Consider the following 22,170-nt stretch of genomic DNA (forward strand, 5'->3'; position numbering starts at 1 on the left):
TGTATAAATGAAAAATTACGCTACCCACAATTTAAAGGTAATATTATTTAGTTTATGCATTTGCATAATATATTCCTGCGGCTCGCAAAAGGACACTGCCACAAGCAGAAGTATGCAAAATCTTTCCGCACGATATAATTATATATACAATTCAAAGGTTATCCTCGCAAATCACCAAACAGCGCTCGCAGAAACATATATAGATAATTACGATCAGGTACTTCCCCTTTACCTTGGCCCGGATGTAGATATTGCGCAGGCCAACGTTTCGTTGAACCTGAAACCAATGGAAGATATCATCAAAAAAGCCCAGGCAATTATCCTCGATAAAAGCTATAGTAACTATATAGATGAATCTTACATCCTTCTGGGGAAAGCAAACTTTTACAACGGCAATTATTTTAATGCCGCTGAATACTTTGATTACACCGCTAAAACTTATAGAAACAACATCAATAGTTTCGTTGAAGCACTAAACTGGAAAGCGAGAAGTTTGATGCAGCTTAGAAGGCTTAAAGAAGCAAATCAAACTTTAGATAGCCTTGAGTATATCATTCCTGAGGTTAAAAAACAAAGCAACCTTGCTGATCCTTTTGCTACGCTTGCACAAATGTGCATTTATCTGAATAATGATACTGCCGCAATCTCTTATTTAAGGGATGCTATCAAGGCAAGCAATCAAGGGCAAAACAAAATACGGTGGACTTATATATTAGGGCAACTTTATGAGAAGCAAAAAGATTATCAAAATGCTATGCTCAGCTACCGCAGAGTTGTAAAAAGCAATGCCCCATTCGAGATGTATTTCAATGCCAACCTCAGCCGCATAAAAATCAGGGGCTTGCAGAATGGTGTCAAAACTGACAAACAAAAAGAACTGCTCACATTACTAAAAGACGATAAAAACTTCGACTATAATGACCAGGTCTATTATCAAATCGCAGAAACTTATGCTGCAGATGAAGATTATCCATTGGCTGAAAAGTATTATACACAGTCCATTCAAAAAAGTACCATCAATCAATACCAGAAAGGACTGTCTTATTTGAGAATTGCCGATCTGAATTTTAAACAATTCAGAAATTACCTGAAAGCCAAGACATATTATGATAGCACGGTAAATACTTTACCAAAAAACTATCCGGGATATGACCTCATCTTAAAAAAGAATCAAAACCTCCAATACCTGACAGATCGGTATGAGATAATCAGTCTGGAGGACACGCTACAGGCTATAGCCAAATTGCCTGAAGCATCAAGGGTCGCCAAAATACAAGCCCTGGTGAACCCCGTAGAAACTGCAACAACTAATCCTGTGACCACAAATTTCAATAGTCAACTGAATTATGGAGCAGGCACAAACAACAAACTACAACCACAAAACTCTTTTTATTTTAGCAACCCAACTGCAATTAGCATAGGATACTCCGATTTTAAGAGAAAATGGGGAAACAGGAAACTAGAAAATAACTGGCGACAAAGCGTAAGGACTTCCGCACAGGAAACCACACAGGAACTGGCAAACAACACTAATGGAGTATCGGCAAACACGGAAAATACCGTGGCCGCAACTAAAGACAAGGAAACGCTAACTAAACAATACACCGAAAATCTTCCGGTCAATACCGACCTTCTAAATAAGTCAAACCAAAAGATCATTGATGCTTATTATGAAATTGCCAGCTTCTATCTGCAGGAACTGGACGATCCAATAGAAGCTCAGGAGGTATACCAAACGTTACTTAACAGGTTCCCGGCTAATCAACATCTTGCTGCAACTTACTATAGTCTATTCCTGATCAATAAAACTGCTGATCCAAATAAATCGGCAACATATAAAGAAAAGTTACTGAAAGAATTCTCTGGCTCTCCTTATGCCAAAATCATACTTGACCCTTCCTTCTCAATCAGGCAGTCGGAATTGGAAACATCAGTAAACAAACAGTACAATGATATCTTCGAACAATACAGAAAGAAAGATTTCAATGTCGTAATCCAGCAGGTAAATGAAGCTACTAAAAGCAGCCCTTCAAACTACCTATCTCCTCAATTTGCCTACTTAAAAGCAATTGCTGTAGGCAGAACCAATAATGTAGACAGCTTATTAAATGCTTTTAATGCAATTACGACACAGTTCCCGGACGACAAGCTGATCACTCCGCTGGTTAAAGATCATACCGCTTATATTACTCAGCACCTTGCCGATTTCAAAAAAAGAACAATAGCATTAATCGATTTTGACCCTAATGAACCTCCGTTTGCAGCGCAGCAGCTAACTTCCAATAATCAGATCGCCCAAAATACTCAGCAGAAGGAACAAGCTCCGAAGTCTGCAACGCAACCTCAGCCGGCTGCAAAAAAGCCGACAGAAACAAAAACTCCTGAGCCGGCAAAACCTCTTCCAGCGGCTGTTAGAACTGATGGACTTTTTACAGATGCAAAATCTACGGCTTATTATTATGTCGTCCACGTTGCGGATGCATCTTTAACACTTAGCTCCTCACGTTTTGGTATAGGACAATTTAATAGAGGAAACTATGCTGAAAGCAATTTAAGGCATCAGCTTAAAGAATTTGACAATGATCAGCTCATTTATGTAGGGAACTTTAGTAATTTTGACGATGCTAAAACCTATGCTGCAGGGATCAGTTCACAGCTAAAACAAATCATGAAGGTTCCCGTTAACATTTACACCGGTTTCATTATCAGCAAAGAAAACTTTGACAAGATTAGCAGTAAATCGCTGTTAAGCAGATATATGGAATTTTATAAAAACAACTATTAAAATGAATAAATCACTTTCGCAGGACGACATCAGAAAGTATAATTATAGATTGTGGAAATTACTGATCGGGGCAATGGTCATATTTGCCCTCTTTATCGTTGCAATAGGATTTGGTTTATTTGGCGAGCTGCCTTCTTTCAGAGACATAGAACATCCGAAAAGCAACCAGGCTTCTGAAATTGTAACAGACGACGGAAGAGTTCTGGGCACCTACTTTGTTCAAAACCGTTCAAACGTAACTTACCAGGAAATATCTCCAAATGTAATCAATGCATTAATCGCTACTGAAGACATTCGGTTCAAGGAGCATTCCGGAATTGACTTCAAACGTACATTTACCATATTCCTTTATGCGCTGGTGGGCAAAAAACAAGGCGGAAGTACCATTACTCAGCAGCTTGCCCTCAACCTTTTTTCTGAAGAAGGCCGGCAAAAAAACTTTGCAAAACGCTTACTCCAAAAATTCCAGGAGTGGGTCATAGCTGTTAAACTGGAAAGAAACTACACCAAAGAGGAGATCATCGTCATGTACCTCAATACAGTTGATTTCGGAAACCAGGCCTATGGCATTAAATCGGCAGCCAGAGTTTATTTTAATACTACACCGGATAAATTAACGGTACCTCAGGCAGCAACACTTGTAGGAATTCTAAAAGGGATAACAAGGTATTCCCCAACACGTAACCCAGATAGGTCACTGGCCCGTCGAAATACCATTATGGGCCTAATGGTGAAAGAAGACTTCCTTACTCAGCAACAATACGACGGTGATAAAGAAAAACCGCTTGGTTTAAGATTCAATGCGGCCACTGTCAATGACGGTATTGCCCCCTATTTTAGAGCTGTATTGAAAAACGACATCAGAAGGATATTTGAAGAACGCTCTATTACTAAGCCGGATGGTAGTCCTTATGATTTGGACAGAGATGGCTTGAGAATCATTACTACGATCAATTACGACATGCAGATCTATGCTGAGGAAGCTCAGAAAGAATATATGAAGATATTACAGGCATCCTTCGCTAAGAGCTGGAGAGGCCGTAATCCTTTTAAGGGCAAAGAAATGCAGATCGAGCAGGGAGTCAGGCGTTCCGACAGATATAAAGCCCTTCAGATAGAAGGAAAATCGGAAGCAGAAATTAAAGAAGATTTTAATACACCGACAAGGCTGACCATCTTTACCTGGAAAGGGAACATCGATACGCTGATGAAACCTATCGATTCCGTAAAGTATTACAAAATGCTATTGAGAAATGCCATGATGGCTATGGACCCACAAACCGGCTATGTAAAAGCCTGGGTGGGTGGCATCAACTATGAGCACTTCAAATACGACCAGGTCAAAATGGGAACGAGACAAGTGGGCTCAACTGCGAAACCGTTTACTTACGCTGTAGCCATTGAGGTTGGTTACTCGCCATGCACTACTGTACTTAATGAACCTGTTACTATTGAAATTCCGGGAAGTGCCCCATGGACTCCCCGTTCGGGAGGAACGGTACCTGGTTATCTGACCCTGCAAAAAGGGCTGGCCCTATCACAAAACTATATAGCCGCCTTTTTAATGAAACAGGTAGGCGCAACAGCGGTTTCCGGACTTGCAAAAAAAATGGGTATTTCTTCAGAAGTTCCTGCATACCCTTCCATTGCCCTGGGCTCTTTCGATGCCTCTGTCTATGATATGGTTGGCGCATACAGTGTATTTGCCAATAAGGGAGTACTAACGAAACCAACGTACATCTTAAGAATAGAAGATAAAAATGGAGTAGTACTGCATACCGAAAAACCAATACCTGTTCCGGTGATGAATGAAGAGGTCGCCTACATCATGACCAGAATGCTAAGAGGTGTCATTACCAATGGAACAGGCTGGAGATTAGCCGGAAAATATGGCGTAAAAGCTGCCATAGGTGGGAAAACAGGTACTACTCAAAATAACTCCGACGGATGGTTTATGGGCATCAGCCCTCAACTCGTTGCTGGTGTCTGGACGGGCTGTGAAGACCGTGCCTTCCATTTTACCAGTACTGTACAGGGTGATGGTGCCACAACAGCCCTACCCATCTTTGCCGGTTTTATGAAACGTGTATATGCAAATCCCAAGCTCAAGATTTCTCAGGCTGATTTCGAAGCTCCTAAAAATGGGGTGTCCATCATTTATGACTGTAATCAATATCAGCAACAGGAACAAAAAACCGAGCTGGATGAAAAATTAGGTTTTTAATTAGCATATAATCTTTTGAATTAAATGAGTGCTTTTGATCATAAAAAGGCAGTAGCCGATATTCCTCATAAACCTGGTGTTTACCAGTTTTGGGATATTGACGGCACACTCATCTATATAGGTAAAGCAAAAGACCTCCGTAACAGGGTTGGCTCTTACTTTAATAAGGACACCCAGATGAATGGGAAAACCCGGGTCCTGGTTTCCAGGATCCGCAAAATCTCTTTTACTATTGTTGATACTGAGATTGATGCCTGGCTGCTGGAAAATAGCCTAATTAAAAAGCACCAGCCCAGGTACAACATCATGCTTAAGGATGATAAAACCTATCCCTGGATCATCATCAAGAAAGAACCCTTTCCACGGGTATTCTGGACACGTAAAATGGTCAAAGACGGCTCTACCTACTTCGGCCCTTATGCGTCCGTAGGGATGATGCATACCATCCTCGACCTCATCAAGGAAACTTATCCGCTCCGTACCTGTAATCTGCCCCTTACGCCAAAAAATATTGACGACGGTAAGTTTAAAGTATGTTTGGAATACCAGATCGGCAACTGCAAAGGCCCGTGTCAGGCTTACCAGACACTTCAAAATTATGAAGACAATATTGAAGAAATAAAAGACATCCTCAATGGAAAAATCGGCAATGTGATCCGGAATGTCAAACAGATCATCAAAACTGCCTCTGAAGAACTCAATTTTGAATATGCACATCAATACCAGAAAAAACTATTGGTATTGGAAAAGTATCAGAGCAAGTCGACCGTTGTAAACAGTGCCATCACAAATATTGATGTTGTCAGCATCGCTTCAGACGAAAGATATGCATTTGTCAACTACCTCAAAGTAATGAATGGCAGCATCATCCAGACCCAAACCATCGAGATAAAAAAACGTTTGGATGAAACCGATGAGGAATTACTGACCATCGCCATCACAGAATTTCGCACCAAGTTCCACAGTACATCAAAAGAAATCATTGTTCCTTTTGAGATTGTACTTCTAGATACCAATCTTAAGTTTACTGTACCCAAACTGGGTGAAAAGAAAAAACTGCTTGAACTTTCTCAAAAGAATGTACTCTTCTTCAAGAAAGAAAAGCTGAATCAGTATGAAAAACTAAATCCAGACCTCAGAACAGACAGGATCCTTACGCAAATGCAAAAGGATTTGAGGCTGACACAACTGCCTAAACACATCGAATGTTTTGACAACTCCAATTTTCAGGGTGATTACCCGGTCTCAGCGATAGTGGTATTTAAAGACGCCAAACCATCCAAAAAGGATTACCGGCATTTTAATGTAAAAACTGTAGAAGGCCCCAATGACTTTGCCACAATGGAGGAGGCTGTTTACAGGCGATATAAGCGCATGTTGGAAGAAGAAGACACGTTGCCTCAACTCATCATCATTGATGGTGGTAAGGGCCAGCTGTCATCGGCTATGACTAGTCTAAAAAAGCTCGGCATAGAGAAACGGGTAACGGTAATAGGCATTGCGAAACGACTGGAAGAATTATATTATCCCGGCGATTCCTATCCGCTTTATCTGGATAAAAAGTCCGAGACGCTTAAAGTCATTCAGCAACTCAGAGATGAAGCGCACAGATTTGGAATTACTTTCCATCGCAAGAAACGGGACCAGGGAACGTTAAAGACGGAGCTTGCCCAGATACCAGGCATCGGAAAAACTACAGCAGACAAGCTACTCATCCATTTCAAATCCGTTAAAAAGATCAAAGAAGCTACAGAAGCTGAACTGGCCGCTGTATTGAACAAAAAACAGGTGCAGACGCTGCTTGATTACTTTAGTAAATAAAAAATAGGGTTACCATCATTGGATATACCTTCTTTTGTACAATCGTCATTCGGGCTATAAACACGTCATCTCGACGTTAGGAAAGATCTCTTGAATTATTTAAACCAGAGATCTTTCCTAACGTCGAGATGACGAAAAAGTTAACACAAAATCTTTTCTAATACTCCCAAAGACTTTGCTCAAAGTCGGAAATAGATTTTTTAATCCTTTCCGATTCATATAGCTTCCTTGGGTCTTTTGGATCTGTAAGTCCCAACATATCAGTAATATTCTTATTCCCCGGATTTGTTTCTTTAATCACATAACTGGAGAAAAGTCGTCTCACGAAGAAGTCATCAAAGGACAACGTAGATGCATCATTTCCAGGATTCACCAAACGCTTTGTACTTAATAACTGTCTCGCGTCGTCATAATACACCCAAAACACAGGCTGCCAATTTCCCTCTACCTGTTTCATAGGCGCTATACCCACAATTCTGGGTTCAAAAATAGAACGTTTCGTATCCAGGATCCAATCTTCTTTAATTCTGTATTTTACAAACTCATCCGATCTTAATCTCCTCAAGGTAGGATCTCCGATCTTACCGCTTACAGAATCGATCACACCTTCAGTCACCCCTTGTGCACTTTGCAATGCTTGTTGAGCGGTCAAAGCAATTCTGAAAGAATCGTTATCATCCAATATTTTGCCTGCAGTAGTATCCTTATTTGAATAAACAGTAAGCTCTTCATTCTTGACCGCCTCAAGAAGTACATCTATCAGCTTAGAATCAGCAGCATTCAAAACAGAATTGATCGTATCTCTCAGATCAATCTCACGCCAGATCCTTTTTGCATAATAAACGTCCTCTTCACGTACATCAGCATAAGGAACCATAATATTGCTATCAACTTCTTTCCTTACTACAAATCCGTCCCTCGGTGGAGTTTTGATTTTGGTCTTTTTTAGTGAATCGACAGCTACAGCCTTAACTGGTGTAACTGTATTCTGCCCATAGGAACTCATTCCCAGCAAAACCAATACTATAGCACCTAATATGTTTTTCATAATATGCTTATTTAGCGATAAATGTAATACCATCCAATACCTTGGATCTGCCATCCGGACCTTCGCAAACAATATCCTTAAAGATAACCGTTGCATTAGGCTTCAATGAATTCAACGCTGCTTTTACAGGTCCACCAAATCCCGGACCACTGTTTTGCATGGTCACTGCATCAGATTTAGGATTGATAAAAGTAACCGCAAATCTGATCACCCTGAACTTCACATCAAAGACAAAATCTTCCAATTGGGTGTCAATAGATCCTGCGCTTTCTATAAACTCCAGGGAAACATTACCACCCGATTTACCTTTCACATAAGCTCTCGGAGTAGGCAAAGCCTTTACCCTGAACTGCTGCGAACCTAAATTTAATGTTTTTCCGGCATTTGTAGCAGAAACATTGATACTTAATGTTTTACCTACCTGTGCACCACCTACATTCACTGTATACTTTCCATTTCCACCACGAATAGAACCTCCATCCATAGTAGCCCTTACGCTTTCCAAAGGAAAACCTGCGGCAGAAACTGAGAATGGATTGTCCAGACCTGCATAAATTACGTTCATTTTGTCAGGAGAAACAGTTGCCGAAGGCTTTGCAACCTGGTAGCTCTGCTCAGGTGTATAATATTCCTTTATCTGACCATCAGTCTGTTTCACGCGGATCAAACCTTTCCATCTGAACACACCTACGCTTCCAGTTCCACCGGTATAAGTACCTTTACCACTTTTTACAGACAAAGGACTACCATTTACAGTAATTGAAGGGGTAGATCTTGAATCACTCGCTGTTAAAAATACCTCAGCGGTGTAAGGTTGCCCTTGTATCACATACGAACTCGGAGCAACAGCCACGGCATTGAACTGGTCAAGATTTACCAGCGCTTTATCCATGTTGCCAAATAATTTTTTTACAATCTCTGCTTCAGCATTTTTTACGTCAGACTGGATCTTACTCAAGGTAGTATTCGCTGCAGTAAGCGGCATTCCCTCACCGAAATTGATGTCTTCCCATCTCTTATTGCCATTGATGTTTTTCTTTGCATCATTGGCCTCCAAAGTGAAAGTTACACCAGCACGGTCTTTCTCATCCAGCAACGCAATCAGTTTTTCGCGGGTCTCATTGATTTTATTCTTCAACTTCACTCCTTCTTTCTGATTGATCATGATCCCCTGAGCAATATCCAGGTTGCCTCTTTCTACAAGGTCTCCCGTCTCTTCATCTATCCCGTTTCCGGCAGTATGAAATTGGTCTTTCAGTTTCTGGACATGATTATTCAGTTCATCAGCGTAAGCTTTTGCTTTATTTGCTTTTTCCCAGATCGGTTGGGCCCTTGCTGGTTCATCTTTTAATTTTGTATTTTGAAACGATGAGAATAATTGCTCAATGCTGGTATTTACGTTAGTTTTAGAACTCACTAAACTATCGTTAAAGTTTTTAAAAGCATTCAGTATAGTATCTGATACGTTCAATGCGAGCATAGCTAACAATACCAAATACATGATATTGATCATCTTCTGTCTCGTTGTCTCTCTTCCTCCGGCCATTTTAAATAGGTCTGTTTTGGTTAATTAATAAAACTAATTGATTACTAATTACACACGTGGCTGATTCATCGCAGACAACATGTTACCATAAATAGCATTTAAAGAAGCTAAGTTTTTAGCAAGTTTACCTACCTCATCTTTAAACTGCTTAGAATCTTCCATAGATTCATTGAAGTTGTTCATTGTTAATGATAAGTTCTGGTAGAATTTGTTCATCGATTTAAGGTGAGCGCTTGAATCCTGTAATTCCAGCTCATAAACGGCATTTAAAGCAGAAAGGTTTTTAGCCAGGGCATTTACCTGATCGTGATAAGCAGAAGCGCCTACATTACTATTACCCATCTCTACCAGCTGCGCAGTAGCCTTTTCAAAAGCACCACTCAGGTTATCAAAACTTGCAGAAGCAGTTTTTACCTTTCCTGTGAATTCAGTTGTCGCAGTAGATGCATCAGCAACATTGGAAATTGCTGCAACTTTATCGCCGAAAGTACGTAAGCCTGTACCTAAGCTTTCAATTAATTCCGGACCGATTTTAGCATCAACCAACATTTTATCCAATGCCGCAGTTGAAGAAAATCCTGTCGCAGCAGGCGTGGCTACCGGTCTTGTAGTCGCTTTAGGAAGTTCGCCGTCAAAATCAGGTCTCAATTCCGGATATACACGTTCCCAAGGAAGTTCCTGTTCAGGTTGTCTCAACCCGGTCAGAAAGAATAAGATAGCTTCCGTCACCAATCCAAAGCCAATAATATAATTAGCCCAAACCCCGCCAAAGTGAACGATTTTGGCTAACGCCCCTAAAATAACGATACTGGCACCCCAGGAAATTGCCACGTGTAACCAATCAAATTTTTTCTTTGCTGCCATCTTCTTTTAAATAAGGATTCTGATTATGAATTTAGTTTTTTGTTTTAGTATTGTATTAGTTTCTGTAGCTAATATCAGTTCCCGGATATGCAGATACGCATCTAAAGCCGATATATGATCTGCCCTGATCCTGATATTCGTAAGTGCCTACTGAGTTTTGAAGGAAAAAGCCTATGTCTTTCCATGAACCACCTCTTACCACTTTACGTTTCAAATATTTGCTGTCACCGGTTTTAGCAACATAAGTATAGTTCGGGTTAAAATCCAAAAGCATTGGTGCCGAAGACTGGTTGTAAGCAGTGATCGTCCATTCCGCTACGTTACCTGCCATATTATACAAGCCATAATCGTTAGGGAAATAAGACTTTACATTTACAGTATACAACCCACCGTCATCAGAGTAATTACCTCTTCCAACTTTAAAGTTTGCTTGCATACATCCTTTGGTATTGCGTACATAAGGACCTCCCCATGGATATTTAGTTTTCACATTACCCCCTCTTGCCGCATACTCAAATTGCGCATCACTTGGCAACTGATATTCAGGTCTTGCATTTAAAGGCTGTTTTCTAGCAACGGCCACAGATTCATAAAAACGGGTACGCCATACGCAGAAAGCAGAAGCCTGCTCCCAGTTTACCCCAACTACCGGATAATCATCATATGAAGGGTGGTTGAAATAGGTCTTCACCATAGGATCATTCTGGGAATAAGAATAGTCTATCTTCCAAACCATAGTATCCGGATAAACGGAAATAGATGGATGATGATTAGGATTCATCGGATCAGGCATATCAGTATAAGTCACAATGAAATCCTGTCTTTTCTTATCTGGGTCTTTTCTTCCCTCAGCAGCGAGATCCGTACTTACATAGCTGTATGCGTATTTTAATTTTCTTACGTCAATTTCATTTCTTCCGGGAATGGCATCAGCACCGCTGTAATACATATCCGTCAGCTTATTGCCCAATCCATTATTCCTGGTACTCCAAAGCGCCGATCCGTTACCCACCTTTTTCCAGTCAATATTTCTGGCTCCTCCCAGTGATGCTTGTCCCTGAGCACCAGTAGGCTGTGCCTTGTAAAAATTTGGAGCACCTGAAGGACCAAGCATTGTAATGGCCACTGAATCCCTCACCCAGTTTACAAACTGCCTGTATTCAGCATTTGTAATTTCGGTCTGATCCATAAAGAAAGCGCTAAAAGAAGTCATTCTGCTTGGAGAGCTTTGAGAATTATTGATATCCTCGTCGGAAATACCAATAAGCGTTCGTCCGGGAGGTATATAAACCATCCCTAAAGGAACTCTGTTATTTCTGAATTTCTTATTATATACACCAACCAGTTCTCCCTGGCCGCCCTTTCCACAACTGGAAAGTATGATGGTAACAATAAAAAATCCAAATAGATATATGTTCTTCATATTATAATCAAGCAATTTTATAACAATTTTATCAATTATCATTGATATAAACAATTATTAGTCACAAAAATATGACCCTAAAATAAAAATGAACAAGATATCGTTGTACTTCAGTCTACTTATTTGACTTTTTGATATAATTTTCAATAGCCATAATCATAGACGGCGCCTCCGGTGAAGGAGCAGCAATATCTACAATTAGTCCCGCGTCTTTAACCGCTTTATGCGTATTCACACCAAATGCGGCGATACGTGTATTGTTCTGTTTAAAGTCAGGAAAATTCGTAAACAGCGACTGAATGCTTGAAGGACTGAAAAATGCAATCACATCATAAAAAACCTCTGCCAGGTCTGAAAGATCTGAAACAACGGTTTTAAACAATACTGCCGGAGTAAAATCATAACCATTTTTCTGCAAAAAGTTCATCGTATCTTCGGTAGCGACATCAGAACATGGATAAAGGAATTTTTCACCCGCATGTTTTTTCAGCACTTCAGCCAAATCCGCAGCAGTTTGTTTTCCGAAAAAGATCTTACGTTTCCTGTACTGGATGTACTTTTGAAGATACAGGGCAGTTGATTCAGAAATACAGAAATATTTCAGGTCCGCAGGGACTTCATACCTCATTTCTTCACAAATTCTGAAAAAATGATCTACCGCATTTCTACTGGTAAAAACTACAGCCGTAAAGTCAACTAAGTTGACTTTATCCTTTCTGAAATCTCTGGCGGGAACTCCCTCAACATGAATAAATGATCTGAAATCAATTTTCAAATTGTATTTTTTTGCCAAATCAAAATAAGGAGATTTTTCCGTTTCTGGCTTTGGTAATGTTACTAATATACTTTTTACCTTACGCAACCTATCTTCTGTCTTTTCTTGCATTTTACAATTACAGCGTTATAACCCTATTGCCTTGATCAATATTAATATGGGGCAAATTTCGAGGGCACAAAAGTACAAAAACAAATAGACTTTTGAAAATCGATGATGAGATAAAATATTTACCCCTGCCCTGATGAATTGAAATACAAATATCATAATCAAAAGGACAAATGATATTGCAATGTAGTAAGGACCGTATTTCAACGGCGATAAGGCAAATGCAATCACCAAAGGAATGAAGACCAAAGACAGGTTAAAATAACTTAAATATAATATTGTAACATATTCATTAACCGGTTTCTGAATGTTAAACAGGTAACCCAGAAGACGTAAAATGATAATTTTAAAAATATAGAGTATGACAATAAGTATGGATATACTTAAATAAAACTGGAAACCACTCCCTGAAAATGCAATGCCGTAAAACTGCGAAACCAGGTAAAAAAACATCCCAACTGTAAAACCAAATTGCACAAATAGCAGCAGAAAAGGCCAGGATGTAAACAGATTGTCTTCCTTATTCAGATTGTTTAAAACCCTGTTGCTAAAAAATGATTGTACTATAGTCTGCAATTGCTTCGTAAAGGATATTTTGAGGATAGCAAACAGGATGAGCAATAAAGCAACCACGCCCATTACCCACAATTGTCCTTTAGGAACAGGCTTGCCTGCCTGATACTTACTCAGCTTCCTCGGACCAAAATCCTTATACCTCATCAACAGATTGGATTTTCCGATAGTGTTAGCCCGGACAATGCTGTCTATAATCATTCCCCTGTCGATCACAGAATCCGGGAATAACCAGGTGTGCCTCATGATGGAATCGGTCACAAATTTTTGTCTCGCCAGAAAAGCTGAGTCACGCACAACTCTTCGCCTGTAAGGATTTGCAACGGCGATAGTATCTGTAGGAGGCACTGTAACCTGCGCAATAGCCTGATCAAAGCCAAGCAGACAAAGTACATATACAAGAAAAGCTATGCGGCCTAAATTCATTAGTGCAAACTTAGATAAATCTGATGAAGCATTTATAGGTTAAGCAGAAATAATTGCCATTATCGGATACAATATACGTTGAGCTGTGCTCAAATTCTCTCTTGCGTTTCTCTTGCTTTTCTCTTGCTCCTCTCTTGCTATTGTCTTGCTCAGGCAGGAAAATACCAGGATTTGAGCAGCATTTTAACCAGCGAAAAAAAGGGACATACTAGACCGCAGTAGAAAAGAGATCAGGAAGAGCCAGGAGCATATAGGAGCCACCTCACATCAAAAGCATCAGTTAATTCAATGAGTTTTTGATCGTCATCACCTACAGAAAAATTATCTTTATGAAATTTCAGCTTTTTAATAAGCACTTTTCTGTCATTGGTATTCTTGCAGCGCAAAAAAATAGACATGTAATTCCCGACCTTTCTTCCTTCATTGTGCACCAGGTCGGAACCATAAATGATTACCCTGTCTGAAACCAGTGATCCGCTAACCACAGGTACTTCAGTATAACCATCTACTTCTTTTTCAAAAGTTTCAAATTGTAATAGGCCCCCAAAACAACTTTGGTAAAAGCTGAGGGCCTTTTTACAATTTCCCGAGAATGTTATAAAAACCGCGACCACAATATTTTAACCATTATGCTGAATCTTTTTGCTATACACATAAGAAACAGCAAGGATACCTAAGACCACCAGAGGCATGACCATATACCCGATATTTTTATCAACACAGGCATGGCTGATGAAAGCAAAGATCAAACTAAATGTGAGTCCTGCATAGGCCCATTCTTTTAGCCTGGTTGGTGTTTTAGGGTAAGAAATAGCAAAAACCCCGAGAACTTTACAGATGATCAGCGCGTAGGCAAAATAATCGGGATATCCCAAGGGTTTTGTACCCATATTCACATATTCTGGTGCAAACAGCATAGTACCAAGTGGCATTATTCCTTCCCAAAGTAGTATGATACCAGTTGCCACCCAAAAAATTACTTTATTCTTTTTCATATGTATAAAATTTGTTTATTTAGTTATTATCCAAAGATACGCCAGGACATAAAATCGGGTATGTTGTGAACACGACAAATTAGAGGTGAATTATGACAATAAGTATTTTCGTAGCTTAGTATTGTAAATCTTATAGTTTGATATGCGAATTTCAGTATTTGTGCCCCAACACGGGGTAATTGAAGCAGTGACGCCTCCGTTTAGAAGCTTTCATACTGCCAATGATTTTTTAACTGCATTTGGTAAAAAGCCAATTTTTGAGGTAGAATATGTGGGGCTGAATGAGTATGTGCCGGCCAACAATGGGGAGTATACCATCAAAACAGATAGGTTGCTTAAAGACGTTACTGAAACAGATTTATTGATTATACCTCCTACATTTGGCGACACCACAAAAGGAATACTGGCCAATGCAGCAGCGATACCTTATTTTAAAAAGCTATATCAAAATGGTTCAAGCCTTGCGAGCTTATGCATCGGAGCTTTTCTTTTAGCGGAGACAGGCCTGCTAAACGGTAAAAAATGCTCTACCCATTGGGCTCATATCAGCGATTTCAGGGAAAGATATCCGGAGGTGGAAGTAGAAGATGGGGCTATAATAACAGAACACGATAATATTTACAGTAGCGGAGGAGCAAGTAGTCTATGGAATTTGGTATTGTATCTGATTGAAAAATTTGCCGATAGAGAGACCGCTGTAATGATTTCAAAATATTTTGCATTAGACATCGGAAGAGATAGCCAGTCCCAATTCGCGATGTTTAAAGGGCAAAGAAACCACGGCGATGAGGAAATTCAAAAAGTACAGGATCATATTGAAAAGCACTATGAAGATAAAATAACGGTAGATAAACTCGCAAATCTAATTAATACAAGCCGTAGAACATTTGAAAGAAGATTTAAAGATGCCACCAACAATACATCCATAGAATATATACAAAGAGTAAGAATAGAAGCCGCCAAAAAATATTTTGAGGCATCACGGAAGAATGTATCAGAAATAATGTTTGACGTAGGCTATACGGATACAAAAACATTTAGGGATACCTTTAAAAAGATAACGGGGCTTACTCCAATTGAGTATAGAAATAGATTCGCTAGGGTATCATACGAGATTTAAAAAGCCCCTATCGTTAAATAATAGGGGCTTTCTAAGATTCTTATTCAGGATGCATTAACATATTTAAAATATCTAACATAGTCTCCTATGGTAGCCGAGTTGATGATTAATTGCTCTCGCATAAATTGTAAACTTAGGGGTTGAGAAAGTTAATTTAATGAGGCTTGAAAGTGCTTATCGCTTTTATTAACCAGTTCGGCTTTTTTTATCCCCCAACCGGCATATTGCTTTGCTTTTTGTTTATCATTTTGTGCCGACATAATTCTCGTGGCAGTACCTAATAATTCATAACTTGAGCTCTCTCTAACTACCTTTTTCATCCATTCTGCATATAACTTTTTTTCTTCTTCATCTACAGTAGGTAATGAAAGATAAAAAGCCATATAACGAACTTTGTTGTCATCATCGTTGTAGTTCTCAGCAGCATATTTAAAAAAGGTTTTGTGATCTTTTAACTGCTTGTAGTAGTACTCTTCAGCAATATCAAGCTTCGCATATGGCCAGTCTTCTTTAGAAAACAATGGCTTAACTTCTGCAAGGAAAGCCGCAAACTTTACATCGTCACGTTCCGGTACGCTGGTTTTTAGCTTAGCCGCCATTGTTGCAATACGTTTGCCCCAAACCATATCTTTACCATACATCTTTTCCAGAGGATAATAGTTTGTCAACAAATATTCAGACAACTCCGGACTTACTGACCTGTTGAATAAAAATGGCACAGCATAGCGCTCTTCTGTAATTTTATTTCCTTTTAAATAGTTTACCAGATCCTGTGCAGTGTAAGCCTTACGTTCTTTGAAAGCCGCAATATAAAAATCCGGATATTCTACCTTCATTGAAGCGCTAAAGCCTTTCAACGTCTCTCCTTTTTTTGATTTAGCGATCGCCTCCTTTAAAAGGGTTTGAAATTTATCAGCTTCCTGATAACCGGAAAACTTTGATACCAGTTCGGCATTACTGTTCAATAAAAGAAATGTAGGGAACCCTGTAACAGCATATTTTACCTGAAGTTGTTTTCCCAGGTCTTCCTTTAGGAAATCTATTTTCACACTAATGAAGTTATCCTGCATTAATTTCATTACCTGTGGCATAGGAAATACTTCATCATCCATTTGCTTGCAGGGGTGACAGCCAACAAAGTAGCTATCCACGAATATCATCTTTTTCTCTTTCTTCGCCGTGGCAACCAGACTGTCCCAATCGGTAACTGACGATATAAATTGTCCTTCCTGCGCATTTGCAGTCAGCACAAATAGGAGCATCAGGCTCAAATAAATTTTTAATGCTTTCATTTTTTGTTCTTTTTATTAGGAATAATATAGATTTCTTTCTTTTGCATGTTGATCGTGAAATTGTAATTGCTGATCAGTCCAACGCCGATAGAGCCGTCAAAACCCGGGTTCCAACTTTCACTTTGTCCGCCTCCGGCCATCAGCGTAACCGACATGTCTTTAATGGGCTGCATTCCTGCAAAGGAAAAAGCAGCAGCTTTTCCTGCAAATGTTGGCGTACTCATGCCCATGCTCGTTGTACTTCCATGGCTATCGGCTTTAAAACCGCTAACCAGCAATTTATGCTGCTTCACAAATGGCCTGAAACAGATCAGATTGTAGGCCGCGCCTGTATCAAAAACAAAATTACCAGTATGAGGCTGATCCATCGTGATACTCAATGTTCCGGGAATGATAAACAATCCCGATGGGATGCTAAACGGAATTGCGGTACCACCTTTTTCTTCAAGATCACCGAAATTGTAAAGGATCATTTCTTTACCGTCGTAATCTACTTTAACTATGTAGTGCCGAGCCAAGGTGTTGCCGATAATGCCGTCTGTGCCCTCTTTGTGCATCTCTTTAAATATGGCAATGCTCTGGTTTTTAAAATCAAAGCTACCCATATGTACCGTGTTGCCGGTCGAAACGGAAATATCCATAGAGCCACCAACTACGGATGCCTTCTGTGTACGGGCTACTTTCAAACCAATAGAGTCAGCCAGTGGCTGACCTACTGCCATCCCATCTGCTCCTGTATCAAACAATAGTCTTAACGGACGTGGAAAATCATTTAATTTGACAGTGAGAATGATTGTTCCATTGTGATTTTCAAAAGGAATTCTGGCCACCTCTTTTGCCTGCTGTGCATATGAAAATGACTGAGTGATTAAGATCAGTAAAAAAGTCAATGCCGCCGAGCTATATTTTAATTTCATCAGTATTTATTTTTATAAGTTTTATTTAAGACGCTGATTAAAAGCCGTAGATTTTTTCCAAAGCTTTGTCTATATCGTCCGTAGCACTTGCTGTAACACGTAAAATGATTTTACCCTCCGCATCCACAAGTATTTTTGTCGGAAAGGCATTAACGTGATAGGTTTTTACGATATCCTGCTTTTCTATTCCGTCCTGGTTTAGGATGTGCACCCAGGTAATCTGGTCATCCTGAATCGCCTTTAACCAGCTCGCTTTACTGTCATCAAGTGTCTTGCCTCTTTCCTGTGCAACTGCTACGATCTCGAAACCTTTACCTTTATATTTTTTGTAAAGTTCTTTCAAATGAGGGTGGCTTGCCCTGCAGGGACCGCACCAGCTACCCCAGAAATCTAAAAGATAAGTTTTGCCTTTTAACAGCGCGGGGCTAACTTTATTGCCATCTTTATCTGTCCGTTCGAAGGCAAATACAGCAGTACCTGCTAAAGTCGGAGCGAGTTTCTCAACTGTTTTCTGGATACTTTTTCCCGCTTCAGTGTTTTTGTAGGTCGGGGCTAATGCATTCCAGGCTGCAACATAATTATCAGCACTATATAAATTGGTCATACGGCTCAGCAGAAATACTGAGGTAAAATTATTTGGATGAGTTTTTACTAACTCTTTTTGTCTGACGTATACCGCCTGGGAAGTTTCTCTGATCTCCTGATGCAATGCCAAAGAATCTTTAGCTGATAGTTTTTTTCCCAGCATATTTAAGAGTTCCTGGTACCTGACTTCAGATTTAGCGGATTGTTGTTTCAATTGATCATAGAGGTTATTCTCTTCGTCCCCTTTGATCCGCATCGTAGGGACGCTATTCGCATCACCTGTTATGGATAAATTTTTATTCCATACAAAGAAGTTAAAGGGAGCCATAGGCATCTGAGGCTTAGCAGAAGGATCTCTTGGCCATGCTACCGACAATCTTGCTCCGGCAGGTATGGTTTGTGCTTTTACTTTTCCGGAAAATTTATCATTTATACTCTGAAGAGAGGTGTATTGTGTTTTGCCATTCTCGTCGACATACGAAATGCCGATTTTATTATTATTCAGTCCTTTTAACTGACCGGAGATCGTGATACTGTCGGTCTGCGATTTTGCCATTGTCACAGACAATAGCAGGGGGATACATGCGAAAATTGCTCTCATTGTGCTGTAAAAATATAGAGATGTAAAAAAGGACTGGCGATTGCCAGTCCTGTATTTTATGATTTACTTAGCTGCTAGTGTTTTTTCTAACAATTCTTTAAGTGCCGGATTCGATGGTCTTGGAGAATCAACCGTAACGATTTTTCCTTGTTTGTCAAAAACCAGGAAACGCGGGATAGTATTTACTTTATAGTATTGTGAAAACTCATTTCCAGGACCACCAGCAAATAATTGTGTACCACCCAGGTTTTCATCTTTAATCATCTTCAACCACTTTGCTTTGTCAGCAGGTGCGTCAGTAGATAAGCTAATGATTTCAACATCTTTTCCTTTCATTTCCTCTTCCAGTTTTTTTAGATGAGGGATTTCTGCTTTGCAGGGACCACACCAAGTAGCCCAAACGTCTACTAAAACAACTTTTCCTTTCAATGAAGCCATGCTAACCGTCTTACCATCTTTATCAGGATAAGAGAATGCATAGGCATTATCTCCTGGCTTAAGGGTCAACAGAGGAGTCAGGATATCCAGGTTTTTCTTTTTCTGACTTGCGGTAACTACATATTTTCCGAAAGCATCATTCAAATCTTTGTAATCATTATAGCTTTTTACTCCAGCTACTCTGTCCAGTAACACATCTGCTTTAAGGGTATCGTTGGGAATTAAAGCAAAAGTATTTTTTAAACCCTCTACACCCGGAAGGTATTTGATATTTTGTTGTCTCATATTAAGACCTACTAAACCAGACAAGGTTCTGCCACCCCATGGATAAGCATAGATACTTCCGGTATTTTTAGCAAAATCCTGAGCCTTAAGTGTTGCATAGTAAGGGCTATATTCTTCTGTTGAAGGGTGAGCTGAGCGCGGGGTATTGATAAAATTAGTAGCATAACTTGCAAGATCCCAAGCCATATACTGCTTCATATTTTTATCAAACTTAGCATTGCCTGTAGCTTTTCCAGTCAGGAAAGTTTTGGCTTTAGCTGTGATACTTTCCAAATCCGGGAAGAAATCAACAAAAGTACTCTGAACTTTCATAAAGTTAATTGCTTTATGCTCGATCGGATGAACAAGGTCATGCCATTGAGTCAAAACTATATTCTCCTTAGAATTTGTCTTCCCTGTAAGTACATAACTTGAATCCAGGATAGATACCGACAACTTTTCTCCACCTTTAAAGTAGAATTTGTAATTATCGTTAGGACTGCCCACTGTACCGGTACCGATAACATATAGGCCTTCATATTCAGGATAAAATATAAATCCGAATTTACCTTTTTCTTCAGGTGTAGTGTTTGAAATTTCAACCGGTTTGCCTTCTACTACTTTAAATAGCTTTACAGGTGTAAGTCTTTTTTTAACCAATACGCCCGTTACCTCTACAGGCAACTGTGCAAAAATTGAAGTTGTTGTGAAGCTTAGTAATAAAGCTGCTCCAAATAGTTTTTTAATCATTGTTAGTTTATTTATGTGTGGTTATTAAGTTGGTAATAAAGCTATCCGAGTCAAATGAAACTCAGATAGCTTTATTATGATTAATAGGAATTACTATAGGTATATTCTGAAACAGAAGGCGCCATGTACATCACGTCCCTGACAATACCTGCACCCTCCAGGATGAATGCAGGGGTCACAGACAGATTTCCAGATGATTTGGTAAACATGCGCACTTTATAATTACTTCCGGATTTGGTGCCGACCATGACATAATTATAAGCATAACCAGCTTCGGTCGATTTTCTGTGACGAACAAAAGTAACTTCTTCGCCGGCAGGAACAGTATATTGAAGCTGCTCGAATTTGTTGCTCAGATTTCTTGACCATATTTCGTTGCCAAGCACAAAATAGATCATGTTCTCATCGCCGTCTAATAATGCAAATCTGGTAGCATTGTAAATTTTGCTTGTGGTCAGCAAGGTATCATTGAGCATCTTAAATGCTGTTCTGTTTGGTGTTACAGCCGATAAGATCTTAAGAGAGCTAACCGTTTTATCCTGAAACACCGCATAGCCTAAGCTGCTGGTCTTATAACCCATATACAGCATTTTCTTATTGTTGTTATTGGCTGGCATATCTGTCTCTTTCTTCCCGTCTTTATCCGGTGCGTCAGAAACGGATGTCATTACAGCACCTGTTGCTGTAGCAGCTATAAATGAGCTGCTGGTTTCATCGAAAAAGAATGGGTCTGCAAAAGAACTTGTCAGAAAATACTTTGAAAGACTGTAAGGTGTATTCAAGTCATTTTTAATCTTAGCCACACCAAATTGACCTGTATTGGCAGACATTGAATATATACTATGACATTGTCCGTTATTAACCAGATAAACTGCCGAAGAGCCAAGGAAAACCGAGCCTGGTGCTTTTACTGCAGGAGCCTGATAAAATAAGGAATTAAATCCTCTAAGCTCCTTCATTGTATTGATGTTTATAGCAGAGGCATCATTCTCCGTCGCTACAATAAAAGCTCTCGTATTGCCCAATACTCCTGTAGCCATAGATTTATAACTAGAAAAGAAGTTCATGATCAGTCCTTTTCCCTGGAGTTTCTTTCCATTGATCATACTGTACACATTTTCAATCTTTCCGTTTGGCGTAATAGCTGTAGGTGTAAGAAACAAGTCAAGATCAGCCTGCGTTCCATCATCTTTTGCAACATACCACCCTCTGGTAAACTGGGTAACTACGTTAACGGTAGCAGTAAAATACTGCGTATACTGCGTGTTGGTATTCTTCACACGAAGTACCAACACCCATCCTTTTGCAGGTTGTTTAACAAGATAATCCAGTTTTTGGGTTCTGCCTATGGTATCTAACACCGGAGCTGAGCCCTGTACATTGGTTTCATAAATACCCCATAGGTATTCAAATTTAGCATTGGGATCCGTTGAAGTTGCCGTTGGTTCAATCACCAAGCGGTCCTTCTCAGATATCGGTGAGTACCCGGCTTCTAAGCCTGTAACAGTTATCTTTTCATTTGGCGCATAGTCATAGTTACTCTTGTCTTTTGCACAAGAAAACATCAGTAGCGTCAGCCCAAGGGTCAAGGCACTATATATATTTTTCATCGCTT

General features: G+C 39.7%; 17 protein-coding genes. 4 read left to right on the top strand and 13 right to left on the bottom strand.

Features of this window, described 5'->3' with window-relative positions:
- Positions 1-7: 7 nt before the first annotated feature.
- From porW to uvrC, 3 genes are read left to right on the top strand one after another with little or no spacing between them, the layout of a single operon-like run.
- Positions 8-2,785, top strand: a complete 2,778-nt coding sequence (gene porW, locus FA047_RS09235) for a type IX secretion system periplasmic lipoprotein PorW/SprE (RefSeq protein ID WP_136835698.1) — start codon at positions 8-10, stop codon at positions 2,783-2,785.
- A gap of 1 nt (position 2,786) precedes the next feature.
- The gene (locus FA047_RS09240; protein WP_136835699.1) at positions 2,787-5,009 is read left to right on the top strand and encodes a transglycosylase domain-containing protein; all 2,223 of its coding nucleotides are present in this window, start codon (positions 2,787-2,789) and stop codon (positions 5,007-5,009) included.
- Between the two features lie 24 nt (positions 5,010-5,033).
- Positions 5,034-6,830, top strand: coding sequence for an excinuclease ABC subunit UvrC (uvrC, locus tag FA047_RS09245; RefSeq protein ID WP_136835701.1), 1,797 nt, complete (start codon positions 5,034-5,036; stop codon positions 6,828-6,830).
- 157 nt (positions 6,831-6,987) lie between these two features.
- Here uvrC and porN read toward each other — a convergent pair whose 3' ends face one another.
- From porN to FA047_RS09285, 8 genes are all read right to left on the bottom strand, one after another.
- A complete protein-coding gene (gene porN, locus FA047_RS09250; protein WP_136835703.1) occupies positions 6,988-7,878 on the bottom strand; it encodes a type IX secretion system ring subunit PorN/GldN in 891 nt (296 codons plus the stop codon).
- Between the two features lie 7 nt (positions 7,879-7,885).
- Entirely contained in the window at positions 7,886-9,424 is a 1,539-nt protein-coding gene (gene porM, locus FA047_RS09255; RefSeq protein ID WP_136835705.1) for a type IX secretion system motor protein PorM/GldM, read from the bottom strand.
- Between the two features lie 48 nt (positions 9,425-9,472).
- A complete protein-coding gene (gene porL / locus FA047_RS09260; RefSeq protein WP_136835706.1) occupies positions 9,473-10,288 on the bottom strand; it encodes a type IX secretion system motor protein PorL/GldL in 816 nt (271 codons plus the stop codon).
- 55 nt (positions 10,289-10,343) lie between these two features.
- Positions 10,344-11,711, bottom strand: a complete 1,368-nt coding sequence (gene porK / locus FA047_RS09265) for a T9SS ring complex lipoprotein PorK/GldK (protein ID WP_136835708.1) — start codon at positions 11,709-11,711, stop codon at positions 10,344-10,346.
- Between the two features lie 115 nt (positions 11,712-11,826).
- The gene (locus FA047_RS09270; RefSeq protein WP_136835710.1) at positions 11,827-12,597 is read right to left on the bottom strand and encodes a uroporphyrinogen-III synthase; all 771 of its coding nucleotides are present in this window, start codon (positions 12,595-12,597) and stop codon (positions 11,827-11,829) included.
- A gap of 15 nt (positions 12,598-12,612) precedes the next feature.
- Complete coding sequence (locus tag FA047_RS09275) at positions 12,613-13,593, bottom strand: DUF4271 domain-containing protein (protein ID WP_136835711.1); 981 nt, start codon at positions 13,591-13,593, stop codon at positions 12,613-12,615.
- Positions 13,594-13,823: 230 nt separating this feature from the next.
- Positions 13,824-14,207 carry a VOC family protein gene (locus tag FA047_RS09280; protein WP_225872686.1) on the bottom strand — a complete coding sequence of 128 codons (384 nt, stop codon included), beginning with the start codon at positions 14,205-14,207 and terminating at the stop codon, positions 13,824-13,826.
- 6 nt (positions 14,208-14,213) lie between these two features.
- On the bottom strand, positions 14,214-14,588 hold the full coding sequence (locus FA047_RS09285; RefSeq protein ID WP_136835714.1) for a DoxX family protein: 375 nt from the start codon (positions 14,586-14,588) through the stop codon (positions 14,214-14,216).
- Between the two features lie 142 nt (positions 14,589-14,730).
- Between FA047_RS09285 and FA047_RS09290 the strand changes: the two genes are divergently transcribed.
- Positions 14,731-15,708: a GlxA family transcriptional regulator gene (locus FA047_RS09290; protein ID WP_136835716.1), complete on the top strand. Its 978-nt coding sequence runs from the start codon at positions 14,731-14,733 to the stop codon at positions 15,706-15,708.
- Positions 15,709-15,857: 149 nt separating this feature from the next.
- Here the strand turns inward: FA047_RS09290 and FA047_RS09295 are convergent, their stop codons facing one another.
- The 5 genes from FA047_RS09295 to FA047_RS09315 all read right to left on the bottom strand — a co-directional run bounded on the left by FA047_RS09295 (position 15,858) and on the right by FA047_RS09315 (position 22,165).
- Positions 15,858-17,000 carry a thioredoxin family protein gene (locus FA047_RS09295; RefSeq protein ID WP_136835717.1) on the bottom strand — a complete coding sequence of 381 codons (1,143 nt, stop codon included), beginning with the start codon at positions 16,998-17,000 and terminating at the stop codon, positions 15,858-15,860.
- Positions 16,997-17,917, bottom strand: a complete 921-nt coding sequence (locus FA047_RS09300; protein WP_136835719.1) for a retropepsin-like aspartic protease — start codon at positions 17,915-17,917, stop codon at positions 16,997-16,999. The genes FA047_RS09295 and FA047_RS09300 overlap by 4 nt, the downstream gene beginning before the upstream one ends.
- 37 nt (positions 17,918-17,954) lie before the next feature.
- Positions 17,955-19,103 carry an AhpC/TSA family protein gene (locus FA047_RS09305; RefSeq protein WP_136835720.1) on the bottom strand — a complete coding sequence of 383 codons (1,149 nt, stop codon included), beginning with the start codon at positions 19,101-19,103 and terminating at the stop codon, positions 17,955-17,957.
- Positions 19,104-19,166: 63 nt separating this feature from the next.
- Entirely contained in the window at positions 19,167-20,555 is a 1,389-nt protein-coding gene (locus FA047_RS09310) for a TlpA family protein disulfide reductase (protein WP_136835722.1), read from the bottom strand.
- A gap of 80 nt (positions 20,556-20,635) precedes the next feature.
- Positions 20,636-22,165 carry a PKD-like family lipoprotein gene (locus FA047_RS09315; protein WP_136835724.1) on the bottom strand — a complete coding sequence of 510 codons (1,530 nt, stop codon included), beginning with the start codon at positions 22,163-22,165 and terminating at the stop codon, positions 20,636-20,638.
- Positions 22,166-22,170: the final 5 nt, after the last annotated feature.

Source organism: Pedobacter frigoris (assembly GCF_005116445.1).
Classification (GTDB): Bacteria; Bacteroidota; Bacteroidia; order Sphingobacteriales; family Sphingobacteriaceae; genus Pedobacter; species Pedobacter frigoris.

What these genes read in the sequence shown, in the direction of transcription:
- porW (WP_136835698.1), top strand. Translation starts at nt 8, where the DNA reads ATGAAAAATTACGCTACCCACAATTTAAAGGTAATATTATTTAGTTTA.
- FA047_RS09240 (WP_136835699.1), top strand. Translation starts at nt 2,787, where the DNA reads ATGAATAAATCACTTTCGCAGGACGACATCAGAAAGTATAATTATAGA.
- uvrC (WP_136835701.1), top strand. Translation starts at nt 5,034, where the DNA reads ATGAGTGCTTTTGATCATAAAAAGGCAGTAGCCGATATTCCTCATAAA.
- porN (WP_136835703.1), bottom strand. Translation starts at nt 7,878, where the DNA reads ATGAAAAACATATTAGGTGCTATAGTATTGGTTTTGCTGGGAATGAGT.
- porM (WP_136835705.1), bottom strand. Translation starts at nt 9,424, where the DNA reads ATGGCCGGAGGAAGAGAGACAACGAGACAGAAGATGATCAATATCATG.
- porL (WP_136835706.1), bottom strand. Translation starts at nt 10,288, where the DNA reads ATGGCAGCAAAGAAAAAATTTGATTGGTTACACGTGGCAATTTCCTGG.
- porK (WP_136835708.1), bottom strand. Translation starts at nt 11,711, where the DNA reads ATGAAGAACATATATCTATTTGGATTTTTTATTGTTACCATCATACTT.
- FA047_RS09270 (WP_136835710.1), bottom strand. Translation starts at nt 12,597, where the DNA reads ATGCAAGAAAAGACAGAAGATAGGTTGCGTAAGGTAAAAAGTATATTA.
- FA047_RS09275 (WP_136835711.1), bottom strand. Translation starts at nt 13,593, where the DNA reads ATGAATTTAGGCCGCATAGCTTTTCTTGTATATGTACTTTGTCTGCTT.
- FA047_RS09285 (WP_136835714.1), bottom strand. Translation starts at nt 14,588, where the DNA reads ATGAAAAAGAATAAAGTAATTTTTTGGGTGGCAACTGGTATCATACTA.
- FA047_RS09290 (WP_136835716.1), top strand. Translation starts at nt 14,731, where the DNA reads ATGCGAATTTCAGTATTTGTGCCCCAACACGGGGTAATTGAAGCAGTG.
- FA047_RS09295 (WP_136835717.1), bottom strand. Translation starts at nt 17,000, where the DNA reads ATGAAAGCATTAAAAATTTATTTGAGCCTGATGCTCCTATTTGTGCTG.
- FA047_RS09300 (WP_136835719.1), bottom strand. Translation starts at nt 17,917, where the DNA reads ATGAAATTAAAATATAGCTCGGCGGCATTGACTTTTTTACTGATCTTA.
- FA047_RS09305 (WP_136835720.1), bottom strand. Translation starts at nt 19,103, where the DNA reads ATGAGAGCAATTTTCGCATGTATCCCCCTGCTATTGTCTGTGACAATG.
- FA047_RS09310 (WP_136835722.1), bottom strand. Translation starts at nt 20,555, where the DNA reads ATGATTAAAAAACTATTTGGAGCAGCTTTATTACTAAGCTTCACAACA.
- FA047_RS09315 (WP_136835724.1), bottom strand. Translation starts at nt 22,165, where the DNA reads ATGAAAAATATATATAGTGCCTTGACCCTTGGGCTGACGCTACTGATG.